A 13,048-nucleotide genomic window follows, 5' to 3' on the forward strand; every position below is an offset into this window, starting at 1 on the left:
TATCGGCCCGCACCCCGTTTGGGCAGCCCACTTGACCAATGCCTTGATCATTAAGGACGGATATTGAATGGCCGGGAGGGTTTGTCCGCCATACCGTAGGACAAATGAGCCTTAACCTGCGTCCCCTGACCGAAAACGATTACCCGGCGTGGATCCGGACCGACGAAGAGGCCTTCGGCAACCCCATCCCCCCGCACCGGCGTGAGCTGTTCAAGGAACTGATCGACTTCGACCGGTCACTCGGCGCCTTCGACGGCGAGGAGCTCGTCGGCGCCACGTGCATCTGCGGTTTCACGATGACGGTGCCCGGCGGGCCGGTCCCGGTCGCGGGCATCACCGCTGTCGCCGTACTGCCCTCGCACCGCCGCAGGGGTGTCCTGTCCGGCCTGATGACCCGCCAGCTCGGCGCGCTCCGTGAGCAAGGCGAGGCGGTCGCCGCCCTGTACGCCTCCGAGGCTGCGATCTACGGACGTTTCGGATACGGCAGAGCCTCGGACAACCTCGCCTTCGACGTCCCCACCCACAGTTCGGCCTTCGTCAGGCACGCCCCGGTCGATCCCGCGCTGCGGCTGCGCGTCGTCGACCCCGTGGCGGCCAGGAGCGTCTTCGAGAAGGTCTTCGAGGCCCAGCTCGACAGCCGTCCCGGGCTCTACGCCCGCACACCGGCCCGCTGGAACACTTTCCTGTCGGACCAGGAGAGCGACCAGGGGGGCGCGGGCCCGCTGCGCGCCGTGGTCGTCGAGGACGACGAGGGTCCCCGTGGCTACGCGATCTTCCGGATCAAGCTGGCCTTCACCACCCATGACGTGCCGGACGGCGAGCTGCGGCTCAAGGAACTGGTCGGCCTCGACCCGGCCGCCTACGCCCTGCTCTGGCGGCACGTTCTCGACCGTGACCTGGTCTCCCGGGTCAGGACGGCCCAGCGGCCCCCGGACGACCCGCTGATCCACCTGCTGGCCGAGCCCCGCCACCTCAACGCGGCGTGGATGGACGAGCTGTGGGTCCGTCTCGTGGACGTCGAGCGGGCGCTCCCCCTGCGGCGTTACTCGGCGCCCGTGGACGTGGTGATCGAGGTCGAGGACACGGTCTGCCCGTGGAACGCGCGCCGCTGGCGGCTGTCGGCCGACACTCGGCAGGCCCGGTGCGTTCCCGCTGACGACGCCGAGGCCGACGTGGTCCTGCCGGTCTCCGTGCTGGGCGCGGCCTATCTGGGCGGGCGTCCGCTGGCGGCGGTGCAGGCCGCCGGGGTGGTGCGCGAGCTGCGGGAGGGAGCGGTCAGGCAGCTGTCGACCGCGATGTCGTGGGACCCGGCCCCCTGGTGCGGACTGATCTTCTGAGCCTCCCCCGGCGTCGCGACGCGGGTTAGGGTGAGGCATGGCACTGCAGAGCTTGCAGATCAACGCGACCGTCGCCATGCGGGCCAGGGACGTCTCCCGGCCGACGCGTGAGCAGCAGGAGGCCGCCGAAAGACGGCCCCTGCGGGACGAGACACAGCGCGGACAGTCTTCCGCGCGCCGCCGGGCCTCCACGTCGAGGCCCGGGGAGGAACGTCAGGGCAGCGGCGGAAGCTGACCGATCGTCTCGTAGGACGTCAGCTGGGCGATCCTGCGGTTGTGCCGCTCCTGACCCGAGTAGGCGGTGGTGAGGAACAGCTCGACGAAGCGGACCGCCTCCTCCTGCGTGTGCATCCGGGCGCCGACGCTGATCACGTTGGCGTTGTTGTGCTCACGGGCGAGCTTGGCCGTGTCCTCGCTCCAGGCCAGGGCCGCGCGGATGCCGCGCACCTTGTTCGCCGCGATCTGCTCGCCGTTGCCCGAGCCGCCGATGACGATTCCCAGGCTGCCCGAGTCGTCCGCGACGCCCTGCGCCGCGCGCAGCACGAACACGGGATAGTCGTCCTCGGCGTCGTAGACGAACGGCCCGCAGTCCGTCACGTCATGGCCGTGCTCCTTGAGCCAGGAGACGAGATGGTTCTTGAGGTCATAGCCGGCATGGTCGGCACCGATGTAGACACGCACAGGCCCAGTTTCGCAGGTACGGCTGGCCGCCTCGACCCCCACCCCGGATAAGGTAACGGTCGGCATACCGCTTCAGCCCTTACAAGAGAGAGTCCTCATGCGTGACATCCGAGTGGTCGGCGACCCGGTCCTGCGTACGCCAGCCGAGCCGGTCACCGAGTTCGACCGTGATCTGCGCCGTCTGATCGACGAGATGTTCGACACGATGTACGCCGCGCAGGGCGTCGGGCTCGCCGGTCCGCAGATCGGCGTCTCGAAGCGGATCTTCGTCTACGACTGCAGCAAGCGCAAGGGGCACGTGATCAACCCCGTGCTGACCGTCGACGACGACGCCGAGGTCCTCGAAGAGGAGGGCTGCCTGTCGATCCCCGGCAAGGACAGCGGCACCCCGATCTACGCCGGGACCCCCCGCGCCGCCGGTGTCACGGTGCGCGGCCTCGACCGGCTCGGCCGCCCGGTCCAGATCAAGGCCAGGGGCATGCTCGCGCGTTGCTTCCAGCACGAGACCGACCACCTCGACGGCATGCTGTACGTCGACCGCCTCGCCAAGGACGCCGCCCGCAAGGTCCTTCTCCAGGCTCGCTGAGCGCGCCCGCCCCTCAGGGAGAAGGCTCCGCGGAGGGGCGGCGGCGCAGGCGAAGGAGGGGCCAGGACATCAGGCCGAGCCCCGCGGCCAGCAGCAGGACGACCACGATCCACTCGTTGGAACCGCCTTCGCCGTACACGTGGCCCTGGCGGCCGGTGTCGAACGCCCTGACGGTCTGGCCGGGGGTGAAGGTGTCACGGTCACCGCCGTAGAAGCCGACCTCCGGCCGGACGAGCCGACCGCCCCTGAACTCCCCCGTCCAGGTGCACTGCTCGTGGCCGGGGTGTGAGACACACTCGACCCGCCTGGCGGTGAAGGTGCCCCAGGTGCCCACCCCGCGCAGCGCCGCCAGGGCGGGACCGAGGTTCTGCGCCGCCAGCACCACCAGCAGCAGTCCTCCGGCGACGATCACCAGGTCGAAGGCGGTCAGACGCGTGGTGCCCAGTCTCATGCGGCGCCCTCCGGCAGAGGCGATGCCCTACGTGCAGGTCCTTACGAATCCTTCCGGAGGGTTTTACCCAGGATGTCCTGCGCTGACCGTCCGATACCGGACATCGGCCTACAGTTGGATCGCCTTGGTCTCCAGGAACTCCTCAAGCCCGGACTCGCCCAGTTCCCTGCCGATACCTGACTGCTTGTATCCCCCGAAGGGCGCGAGCGGGTTGAACCTGCCCCCGTTGACCGTCACCTGGCCCGCGCGCAGCCTGCGCGCGACCGAGAGCGCGTGCTTCTCCTCCCCCGCCCACACCGCGCCCGCCAGGCCGTACGGCGTGCCGTTGGCGATGGCGACGGCCTCGTCCTCGCCCCGGCTGTAGGGGACGATCACCAGGACCGGGCCGAAGATCTCCTCCTGCTCGATGACCATCCCGGGCTCGACGCCGGCGAAGACCGTGGGCTCGACGTAGAAACCCCGCTCCCGGGGGTTGTCGGTACCGCCCGTGACCAGCCTGGCGCCCTCCTCCTCGCCCCGGTTGATGTAGCGCACGACCCGCTCGCGCTGCGCGGCCGAGACCAGGGGGCCGAGCCGGGTGCCCTCGTCGAAGGGGTCGCCCACGGTGTGGGCCTTGGCGATCTCGGCCGCCAGCCAGACGGCCTGGTCGTACTGGTCACGGTGGACGATCATGCGGGTCCAGGCCGAGCAGGTCTGGCCGGAGTTGAGGAAGGCGTTGGCCACGGTCGCCTTGACCGCGGTCTCCAGGTCGGCGTCCGGCAGCACGACACTGGCCGACTTGCCGCCGAGTTCGAGGGCCACGCGTTTGACGGTCTCGGCGGCCAGGGCCGCGACCCTTCTGCCCGCCCTGGTCGAGCCGGTGAAGGAGACCATGTCCACGTCGGGATGGGTGACCAGCGCCTCACCGACGATCGGACCCCGGCCGCTGAGCATGTTGAAGACCCCGCGCGGCAGCCCTACCTCGTCGAGGATCTCGGCCAGCGCGAACACGGCCAGCGGCGCGACCTCGCTGGGCTTGAGCACCACCGTGCATCCGGCGGCCAGCGCGGGGGCGACCTTGGCCACGGCCTGGTGCAACGGGTAGTTCCACGGGGTGATGGCCCCGACGACCCCGGCGGGCTCTCTCAGGAGAAGGGAGTTGCCGACCCGGCCGCCCTCGAAGTCGTAGGTCTCGGCCAGCCTGGCGTAGGAGGACAGCACCTCCGCGGGCAGGAGCGTCTGCACCCGCGTCGCGATGCCGTACGGGGTGCCCACGTCGGTGGCGATGAGACTCGCGATCCGGTCGGCGCGGTCGCGGATCAGGCCGGCCGCGGCGCTCAGCAGGCGGGCCCGTTCCGCGGGAGCCGTGGCCGACCACGCGGGCAGGGCCTCACGGGCGGCGGCGACGGCGACCTCGACGTCGGCGGGGGAACCCGCGGGAACGCGGTCGATCGTCTCCTCGGTCGCGGGATTGACGACGTCGAGCCCCTCGCGGGACGCCGACGGCCGCCATGCTCCGTTCAGGTACAGATGACGCATGTCTCTCATCCTCGCGCGAGTGGTGGCGGGACGAGGGCTCCACGGGCCGCGACCGTCCGCCTTCGCGACGAGCGTACGGCCAGGCGCTCCCCCGAGTGGGGAATCCTCGAGATCCATGAGAACTCGTGACATCCGGGCGGCACGCGTCCCGCCGGGCCAGGAGACGGCGGGACGCCGGATAGGCCGGGCTCAGTCGAAGATCGGAGGCCGGGTGCGGGAGCGCTTGAGCTCGAAGAAGCCGTCGATGCCCGCGACGAGCCTGACGCCGTCCCAGAGTTTGGCCGCCTCCTCGCCCTTCGGGGCCGGAGAGATGACCGGACCGAAGAAGGCGACGTCCCCGACGGCGATGACCGGGGTGCCGACCTCCTGACCGACCCGGTTGATGCCGTCGTTGTGGGAGGCGCGCAGGATCTCGTCGAACTCCTCGGAGTCCATCGCGTCCGCGAAGGCCCGCTCAAGCCCGGCGGCCTCAAGGGCCTCCTCGACGGTCTCGCGGAGGCTGTCGAGTTCCTTGAGCCTGCCCTGGTTGTGCAGGCGTGTGCCGAGCTCGGTGTAGAGCCTGCCGACCGTCTCCGAGTCGTACTTGTCCTGCACGGCGGCGACCACGCGAACCGGGCCGATGGCCCTGGCGATCATCTCGCGGTAGGTCTCGGGGACGTCCTTGTCCTCGTTGAGGATGTTGAGACTCATGATGTGCCAGCGCGGCTCGATGGGCCGCACCTTCTCCACCTCCAGCAGCCAGCGGGAGGTCATCCATGCGAAGGGGCAGAAGGGGTCGAACCAGAGGTCGACCGGAGTGCGCTCAGTCATCTCTCAGCTTTCTGATCGTGAGGGCTTCGCACAGCGACAACCCGCATCACCGAGTTTCCTATTCCTACGACGGGTTATCACCTTGACCGGCCCCTTTATCCCCGAACATGATCGACAGTCGACTCCCAGGCCGGCGGGGGCGACGATCCAGGGCCTCACGTGGCAGGATTCAGGCACCCCTTCGCAACGAAGCGGGGGAATTTGTTGACGAGGGAGCGGTAGTGGCAGGCAATCTGACCCGTGACGAGGCGCGGGAGCGCGCACGGCTGATCAGCGTGCAGTCGTATGTCGTGGAGCTCGATCTGACCGAGGGAGACGAACGCTTCGAAAGTATCACCACGGTTCGCTTCACCGGCACCCGTCCCGGCGCGGAGACCTTCATCGACCTGGCGGGGGCCAAGGTCAGAAAGGCCGTGCTGAACGGCGTCGAGCTCGACGTGGACACCTACGACCCGGAGACCGGACGGCTGCCGCTGCCGAACCTGGCCGAGGGCAACGAGTTGCGCATCGACGCCGACTGCTCCTACATGCGCACCGGAGAGGGCCTGCACCGCTTCGTCGACCCGGTCGACGACAGCGTCTACCTGCACAGCCAGTTCGAGACGGCCGACGCCCACCGGATGTACGCCTGCTTCGACCAGCCGGACCTCAAGGCCACCTTCGAGCTGACCGTGCTCGCCCCCTCCTCCTGGGAGGTGATCTCCAACGCGGCGCCCGAGTCGGCCGAGGAGCTCCAGGAGCACAGCGGCCGTCACGGCACGCTCCAGGCCGCCAGGCGCTGGCACTTCCCGCCGACCCCGGCGATCTCCACCTACATCACCGCGCTGTGCGCCGGGCCGTACCACAAGGTGACCTCCGAGCACGACGGCATCCCGCTCGGCCTGTACTGCCGGGCCTCGCTCGCCGAGCACCTCGACGCCGACAACCTCTTCGAGGTCACCAGGCAGGGCTTCGACTTCTTCCACCGGGTCTTCGGCATCCGCTACCCCTTCGGCAAGTACGACCAGCTGTTCGTACCGGAGTTCAACGCGGGCGCGATGGAGAACGCGGGCTGCGTGACCTTCCTTGAGGACTACGTCTTCCGCTCGCGCGTCACCGACGCGATCATCGAGCGCCGCGCGGAGACGATCCTGCACGAGATGGCGCACATGTGGTTCGGCGACCTGGTGACCATGCGCTGGTGGGACGACCTGTGGCTGAACGAGTCGTTCGCCACCTACGCCTCGGTGCTGTGCCAGGCGGAGGCGACCCGCTGGGGCCAGGGCGCCTGGACGACGTTCGCCAACGTGGAGAAGGCCTGGGCCTACCGCCAGGACCAGCTGCCCTCGACGCACCCGATCGCCGCCGACATCGTCGACATGCACGCCGTCGAGGTCAACTTCGACGGCATCACCTACGCCAAGGGCGCCTCGGTGCTCAAGCAGCTCGTCGCCTACGTGGGCCTGGACAACTTCCTGGCCGGTGTCCGCGACTACTTCAACGAGCACGCCTGGGGCAACACGACGCTCGCCGACCTGCTCGGCGCGCTTGAGCGCACCTCGGGGCGCGACCTGTCCTCCTGGTCGAAGGAGTGGCTGGAGACCTCCTGGGTCAACACGCTGCGTCCGTCGTTCACCACCGACGCCGAGGGGCGTTTCCTGGAGTTCGACGTGCTGCAGGAGGCCCCGGCCGACTACCCGACGCTGCGTTCGCACCGCGTCGCCATCGGCCTGTACTCCCTGCGGGAGGGCGCCCTGGTCCGCACCCGGCGGGTCGAGCTCGACGTGGTCGGCGCCCGCACCGCGGTCGCCGAGCTGGTCGGTGAGCTCCAGCCGGACCTGGTCCTGATCAACGACGACGACCTGACCTACGCGAAGGTCAGGCTCGACGGGCGTTCGCTGCAGACCCTGGTCGACGGCGGCATCGCCAGGTTCACCGAGTCGCTGCCGCGCGCCCTGTGCTGGTCGGCGGCGTGGGACATGACCCGTGACGCCGAGATGTCCACCCGCGACTACGTCGCGCTGGTGAACTCGGGCATCGAGTCGGTCAAGGACATCACCGTCGCCCAGACGGTGCTGCGTCAGGCGCGCCTGGCCGTCCAGCAGTACGCCGACCCGTCCTGGCGTGAGGAGGGCCTGGCGTCGCTGGCCGCGCGCCTGCGCTCGCTCGTCGCCGCCGCCGAGCCCGGCTCCGACCACCAGCTCGCCTACGTCAACGCCCTGTCGGCCGTCGCCTCCAACGAGGAGGACCTGGCCTTCCTGAAGGGCCTGCTCGACGGCTCGGCCACGCTCGAAGGACTGACCGTGGACGCCGACCTGCGCTGGACGCTGGTCCAGGCCCTGGTGTCCGCAGGCGTCCTCGGCGAGGAGGACGTCGCGCGGGAGCTGCAGCGTGACGCGACCGCGACCGGTGAGCGCTCCGCGGCGCTGGCCAGGGCCGCGATCCCGACGCCCGAGGGCAAGGCCGCCGCGTGGGCCGCCATCACCGAGGGCGGGCTGAGCGGTGCCCTGCTGCGTTCGACGATCCTGGGCTTCGTGGACCCACGCCACCCGGACCTGCTCGACCCGTACGCGGAGCGCTACTTCGAGGAGATCGGCGGGATCTGGAAGTCCTGGACCTCCGACAGCGCCCAGAACTTCGCCAACGGCTGCTACCCCGTCCTGGCGATCTCACCGGAGACGGTGGCCAGGACCCAGGACCTGATCTCGGAGAGTCAGCCTCCGCAGGCACTGCGACGGCTGCTGCTCGAGGGCGCCGACGGCATCAGCCGTGCCCTGCGCGCCCAGGCGAAGGACGCCTCCGCGGCCTGAGCGACCGGGTTCCGCGTGACACCTGACGCCCCTCATCCTCGTTCGGTGAGGGGCGTCAGGTGTCAGGGCAGGATGTGGCTCCGCGTTTCGAGCAACGCCAGGTGCTCGGTCGTCACCAGGTCGTGCCGCAGCGCGAGGGACACCAGCGCGACGCGTCGCCAGTCGGGCCTTACCGGCCGCTCCGGCATCCTCACCTGAAGCTTCACCCTGGCGAGATAGTCGATGTGGAAGTTGACCGCCGAACGGCCCAGCCCGAGGTGGGCCAGCCGGATGATGATCTCCGGAATGGTCGGGACGACCCCGCAGAGCGGATCGCGCAGCCGTGGTTCGCAGAGGGCGACCAGGATCAGGAAGTAGGTCGCGGTGGCGTCAAGCGGAACGGTCGGCGCCGTCTCCCGCTCCTGCCTGGGGGCGTCGGGGTGGAGAAGGACGTGTTCGGGGGCGAACACCAGGAACGACGCCATACCTCCTGACGGGTCCCCGGACAGCCGTACCCTGCCCAGTTCGAAGGGGATCGGGGCGCGCATCCGACCCGCGGGCACCCTGACGAACTCACCGTTCCCCTCCGGGGTGTCCACCACGTAGGTGGAGCGGCGGCTCAGGTTGGAGATCGTCCAGTAGTCGTCAACCGCGTCGATCCGTCCGGCGAGCCGGGAGACGGAAAGGTCGGGCAGCACCAGGTCGACCGCTCCCCTGCCGAAGGTGACATGCTCGCCGGGAGCGAGCTCCAGCACCTGCTCCCCCCTCTGGACAAGGATTCCTGAAAGCTTACGGATACTCACGGTGACGATCCTCGCGCACCCGGTGACCCTCCGCAGAGGAAAGGGGAGGAAAACGGGACCGCGAACCGCGCCGCGAGATGCGCTGACACACGGTCATCACATGGTAACGATGAGTGCATGGAAGTCCCCCCGACCATCGGCCGCTACCGCGTGGAGCGGTTTCTCGGCCAAGGCGCGTTCGCCACGGTGTGGCTCGCGCATGACGACGACCTGAGCGCCCCCGTCGCGGTGAAGGTGCTGGCCGCCCACTGGGCCGACCACCGGCGGATACGCAGGCGCTTCACCCAGGAGGCCCGGATGATCCGCAGGGCGGACTCCCCTCACGTGGTGCAGGTCCACGACGTCGGCGCGCTGCCCGACGGACGGCCGTTCTTCGTCATGGGCTACGCCGACCGCGGCACCCTGCGCGACCGCCTGGCCGTCGGCCCCGTGCCGTGGGCGGAGGCGGTCGAACAGGTCCTCCAGATCGCCGCGGGGGTGGCCGCGCTGCACGACAACGGCATCGTCCACCGTGACCTCAAGCCCGCCAACATCCTGGTCCGCTCCCTGCCCACCGGCGGGGAGCGGCTGCTCGTCGCCGACCTCGGCATCGCGGGTGAGCTCGCCCAGACCTCCGGGCTCACCGTCGGCGGCGGCACCCCCGGCTACATGGCGCCCGAACAACTGCGGCCCGGCTCCCTCCCCGACGAGCGGGCCGACGTGTACGGCCTTGCCGCGGTGGCCCACCACCTGTTCACCGGCGGGCCGCCCGGCGGGATGGCGGGCTCCTTTCCCGGTCCCGTCGGCGACGTCATCGCCCGGGGGCTCGCCGACGACCGCGCGGAGCGGTGGCCGAACATCCGTTCCTTCGCCGCGGCGCTGGCCCGGGCCGCCCGCGAGGAGGCCTCCTCCCCTGGCGACGAGACCGCGGACGGCACGCGGGTGCGGGAACGCGCACGGCGTGTCCCCTTCAGGACGGGGTGGCGTCCACCGGTCGCGCTCGCCCTGGCCGCGGCCGCCGTGGCCGGAGGTGTGGCACTGGCCCTGACCAGGGACGACCAGGACTACGGACGGTGGCTGCGGCCGGACGCCGACCTCCCGGGGCGTTACCGCGCGGCCATCGTCGAGGCGGGCACCTGGTGCACCGGCGTCCCCGGCCTCAGCCCCGCGCTCGTCGCCGCGATGCTCAAGGCGGAGAGCGGCTTCGACCGTGACCTGACCGACGCCACCGCCGGCGAGTACGGCATCGCCCGCTGGACACCCGACGTCCTGGCCGCCTACCTGCCGCCGAACTACTCGCGGTCGCCCCTGGCCGGGGCGATGGATCCGGAGATCGCCATTCCCGCGATCGGCAGGTTCCTGTGCACGCTCGGCCCCCGGATACGGGACGTGCCCGGCGACCCCGCGCTGAATCTGGCCGGTCTCTACCGCAGCTCGTCCGATGCCGTACGGCAGGCTGGAGGGGTGCCCGCGAAGTGGCGTGAGCACGTCGCCAGGGTCGGCCTCTATCTGAGGGCCTATCTGCCTCCGACGGGTTCCCGGTCACTGCCCCGTGGTCTGGTCGGCCGCCAAACGATGATAAGAATAGGCACTTCTTGGGAGGACGCCGAAAAACCATATTTTGCGCAGTACGACATCGCCGTCGTTCACCGACCGTGAAAGGGTGATCAAGTGGAATCGGCCCGTGATCTGCTCGTGTCCCTGGCCCGGAGGTACGCCTTCGCCGACGTCGGGGCACTCGCGGCGGACGTCGTGGCCGGGGCGGACGAGATCGAGGCGGTGTGCGAGTTCGGGCAGCGGCTCATGTCGCTGGACGCGGAGGACTTCGCCGCCGAGGCGCGGTCCGTGCCCGCGGACCTGAGACGGCGGGCACGGGCGTGCACCATGCCGCAGACGCCGAAGGAGCAGCCGCGCGGAGCGCTCGAGTCACTGCGCCCGGCCTACGCGCTGCTGCTCGAAGTGATCGCGATCCGGTGGCACAGGCGTGAACTGAGCCCGATGGTCGCCGCGCTGCACATCGCCAGCGAGTATCTCCCGCTGCTCGCCTTCGAGCCGGTGCTCGGCAACGCCGGCGACCCGGCTCGCTGGCCGCCCGGGCTGGCCGCGCCGGGCAGCCGTTTCGGGGTCATCGGCGAACGCGAGTGCGACCACACCAAGGCCGAGCAGTCGGCGGCCAACCGGACCCTGCGGGTCGCCGGGGAGCCCGGGGAGGGCTGGCGGGCCTACTTCGACCGCCAGCACAGCCAGGTCGCGGGCGCGCTCGCCACCTGTGTCGCGACCTGCCGCACCCCGTGCTCCGCGATGGAATGGATCGAGCCCTCCCGCCGCGAGGACCTGTCCACGCGGGCGAGGGTCGCGCTGACCTTCGCCGACACCCCCCTCGTACGGCTGCGCCACGCCGCCCCCGTCGGTCACGGGTTCGGCGTTCCCTCCCCCGAGGAGGTGCTCGACGCCTGGGAGCGCAGCCGTACGATCCTGGCAAAGAACGAGATCGGCAACGCCGCGACGGAGGACGACGGCTTCCCGCTCGCGGGCCTGCCCAGCCTGTTCTCCGCGATCGCCACCGCTCCGACGACGCCCTCGACGCTCCTGTCGGACATCAGCACCCACCTGGTACGCCTCCTGCGCTCCTGAGGGCCCCTCTCAGGCGCCCAGGATGGCCTGGCCGACGACGACGGCGAACAGGCAGCAGACCGCGGCCACGAGGAACAGGAGCATCCCCCTGCGGATGTAGCGGTCCTTGGCCTGTGCCACGGCGCCGAGCCTCCTGATCCGCAGCACCAGGTCGTCGGCGCCGGTCTGGGCGTCCTGGCCGCCCAGTCTCGCCCACAGCTCGGCGAGTGCCTCGTCGGAGAAGGCTCCGCGCGACCTGCCGCTCCGCGTCCGGTCTTCGTCCTCCTGCCGGACGGGCGGGCTCCAGGTGTGCAGCCGGCCCGCGTACGAACGGCGGCGCTCGATGGTCCTGCCCGCGAGTCCCGAGCTGAGCGGATGCAACGCGCCGACGAGCATCACCGCGCCCATCGTGCAGAAGAACGCTCCCGTCCACCACAGCCACTCCACCTGGCCGGGCAGGACTCCCGGTTTCAGCATCCCCGCGACGACCGCGGCGAGGACGGCCGCGACCAGCAGCGCGACCGCCTTCCTGTTCTGCCCTCGGTTGTCCGCGCGCACCTCCGCCAGGACCTCGTCAAGGTAGGAGAGCACCTCGTCCCTCTCCTGGGCCACCTCGCCCTCCCGTGGGACGCCTTGGGAATCACGCCCGATCTTCAGCACGCCCGCATTATCCGAGAACTCACCTGCGCCGGGAAGCCAGATCGGCAAGCATCCACATTCCTGTGACAAGTCCGCCGACGAGGTTGCCGCCGCCGAAGGCCGTCGCCATCGAGACCGCGGCGACGCGGCACTCACCGTCGCCCAGTCTCAGCCTGGCGACGGGGCCGGTGACCACTTCGACCGCCCTGGCGTCGGGGTCGACGAACACGAGCACAGCCGTGTCCGCCTCCTCCCCCAGCGCGGCGTGCAGCCGTTCGGAGAAGTGGCGGCGCGGTCCGAGCGCCGGGCCGAGGTAGACGGCGAAGCGCAGGCCGCTGCGGCGCTCCGCCGCGCGCATCGCCTGCCGGATGTCACGGGCCTGCGTCGAGGTGAGGCCACTGACCGTCAGCATGTCCTCACTGTTTCCTCACCATGCCGCCGAAGCCCCTCCAACCTGTCTGCCCGGCTCGGAGACCCGGGCCAGGGCCACCCAGTCGACTTCGGGGGCGAGGTTCGTGGACGGCACGGGGTCGACCAGGACCTGGCCCGAGGAGAGCGCCTCCCGCTCGCTGCGGAACGGACCGCCGAACCACACCGCGGCCGCCGAGGTGCCCCTGACCGCGCTCGCACGCATCCTGCCGGGAAGCAGGACAAAGGCACTGATGATCAGGAACAGGCCGCCGGAGGCACCGAACAGGAGCTCCATGACCTGGATCGTGTCCACGGGTCCACGGTAGATCCACGCCGCCGACCCGTCGAGTCCTGTCTGTGACCTCGCCGCTCACGGCTCTCACATGGCGTCCAGGTGACGACCTGCGGCTTCCGGCGTTCCCCGGGCCCGGGAGCGCCGGAAACGGTAAGAT

14 protein-coding genes are annotated in these 13,048 nt (G+C 70.3%); 6 read left to right on the plus strand and 8 right to left on the minus strand.

Features of this window, described 5'->3' with window-relative positions; translation table 11 throughout:
* Positions 1-104: 104 nt before the first annotated feature.
* Together ACFYY8_RS19015 and ACFYY8_RS19020 are read left to right on the plus strand one after the other, a co-directional pair.
* Positions 105-1,337, plus strand: coding sequence for a GNAT family N-acetyltransferase (locus ACFYY8_RS19015; protein ID WP_390042480.1), 1,233 nt, complete (start codon positions 105-107; stop codon positions 1,335-1,337).
* Between the two features lie 37 nt (positions 1,338-1,374).
* Positions 1,375-1,572, plus strand: coding sequence for a hypothetical protein (locus ACFYY8_RS19020; protein ID WP_390042484.1), 198 nt, complete (start codon positions 1,375-1,377; stop codon positions 1,570-1,572).
* On the opposite strand, the gene ACFYY8_RS19025 is transcribed toward ACFYY8_RS19020, so the two are convergent.
* Positions 1,551-2,018 carry a ribose-5-phosphate isomerase gene (locus tag ACFYY8_RS19025; protein WP_390042486.1) on the minus strand — a complete coding sequence of 156 codons (468 nt, stop codon included), beginning with the start codon at positions 2,016-2,018 and terminating at the stop codon, positions 1,551-1,553. The two genes, ACFYY8_RS19020 and ACFYY8_RS19025, sit on opposite strands and share 22 nt — an antisense overlap.
* A 97-nt stretch (positions 2,019-2,115) precedes the next feature.
* Here ACFYY8_RS19025 and def point away from each other — a divergent pair, with 97 nt between their 5' ends.
* Positions 2,116-2,604: a peptide deformylase gene (gene def / locus ACFYY8_RS19030; RefSeq protein WP_352010701.1), complete on the plus strand. Its 489-nt coding sequence runs from the start codon at positions 2,116-2,118 to the stop codon at positions 2,602-2,604.
* 13 nt (positions 2,605-2,617) lie between these two features.
* On the opposite strand, the gene ACFYY8_RS19035 is transcribed toward def, so the two are convergent.
* From ACFYY8_RS19035 to ACFYY8_RS19045, 3 genes are all read right to left on the minus strand, one after another.
* Positions 2,618-3,055, minus strand: coding sequence for a hypothetical protein (locus ACFYY8_RS19035; protein WP_390042488.1), 438 nt, complete (start codon positions 3,053-3,055; stop codon positions 2,618-2,620).
* Positions 3,056-3,163: 108 nt separating this feature from the next.
* Complete coding sequence (locus ACFYY8_RS19040) at positions 3,164-4,573, minus strand: aldehyde dehydrogenase family protein (RefSeq protein ID WP_390042490.1); 1,410 nt, start codon at positions 4,571-4,573, stop codon at positions 3,164-3,166.
* Between the two features lie 189 nt (positions 4,574-4,762).
* On the minus strand, positions 4,763-5,383 hold the full coding sequence (locus tag ACFYY8_RS19045) for a disulfide bond formation protein DsbA (RefSeq protein WP_390042492.1): 621 nt from the start codon (positions 5,381-5,383) through the stop codon (positions 4,763-4,765).
* A 221-nt stretch (positions 5,384-5,604) separates the two neighbouring features.
* On the opposite strand from ACFYY8_RS19045, the gene pepN reads away from it, so the two are divergent.
* Positions 5,605-8,172, plus strand: coding sequence for an aminopeptidase N (pepN, locus tag ACFYY8_RS19050; protein WP_390042494.1), 2,568 nt, complete (start codon positions 5,605-5,607; stop codon positions 8,170-8,172).
* Between the two features lie 62 nt (positions 8,173-8,234).
* Here pepN and ACFYY8_RS19055 read toward each other — a convergent pair whose 3' ends face one another.
* On the minus strand, positions 8,235-8,954 hold the full coding sequence (locus ACFYY8_RS19055; RefSeq protein ID WP_390042496.1) for a winged helix-turn-helix domain-containing protein: 720 nt from the start codon (positions 8,952-8,954) through the stop codon (positions 8,235-8,237).
* Positions 8,955-9,071: 117 nt separating this feature from the next.
* On the opposite strand from ACFYY8_RS19055, the gene ACFYY8_RS19060 reads away from it, so the two are divergent.
* Together ACFYY8_RS19060 and ACFYY8_RS19065 are read left to right on the plus strand one after the other, a co-directional pair.
* Positions 9,072-10,592 (plus strand): serine/threonine-protein kinase, encoded by a 1,521-nt coding sequence (locus ACFYY8_RS19060; RefSeq protein ID WP_390042498.1) that lies wholly within the window; start codon positions 9,072-9,074, stop codon positions 10,590-10,592.
* Between the two features lie 12 nt (positions 10,593-10,604).
* Positions 10,605-11,567: a hypothetical protein gene (locus ACFYY8_RS19065; RefSeq protein WP_390042500.1), complete on the plus strand. Its 963-nt coding sequence runs from the start codon at positions 10,605-10,607 to the stop codon at positions 11,565-11,567.
* A 9-nt stretch (positions 11,568-11,576) separates the two neighbouring features.
* Here ACFYY8_RS19065 and ACFYY8_RS19070 read toward each other — a convergent pair whose 3' ends face one another.
* Genes ACFYY8_RS19070 through ACFYY8_RS19080 form a run of 3 tightly spaced genes read right to left on the minus strand, consistent with a single transcriptional unit; the run spans position 11,577 to position 12,909 of the window.
* A complete protein-coding gene (locus ACFYY8_RS19070) occupies positions 11,577-12,206 on the minus strand; it encodes a hypothetical protein (RefSeq protein WP_390042502.1) in 630 nt (209 codons plus the stop codon).
* Between the two features lie 19 nt (positions 12,207-12,225).
* The gene (locus ACFYY8_RS19075) at positions 12,226-12,597 is read right to left on the minus strand and encodes a DUF5130 family protein (RefSeq protein ID WP_390042504.1); all 372 of its coding nucleotides are present in this window, start codon (positions 12,595-12,597) and stop codon (positions 12,226-12,228) included.
* A 15-nt stretch (positions 12,598-12,612) separates the two neighbouring features.
* Positions 12,613-12,909 (minus strand): hypothetical protein, encoded by a 297-nt coding sequence (locus ACFYY8_RS19080; protein WP_390042506.1) that lies wholly within the window; start codon positions 12,907-12,909, stop codon positions 12,613-12,615.
* Between the last annotated feature and the right edge of the window lie 139 nt (positions 12,910-13,048).

This window comes from Streptosporangium sp. NPDC001559 (assembly GCF_042893955.1).
Taxonomy (GTDB): Bacteria; Actinomycetota; Actinomycetes; order Streptosporangiales; family Streptosporangiaceae; genus Streptosporangium.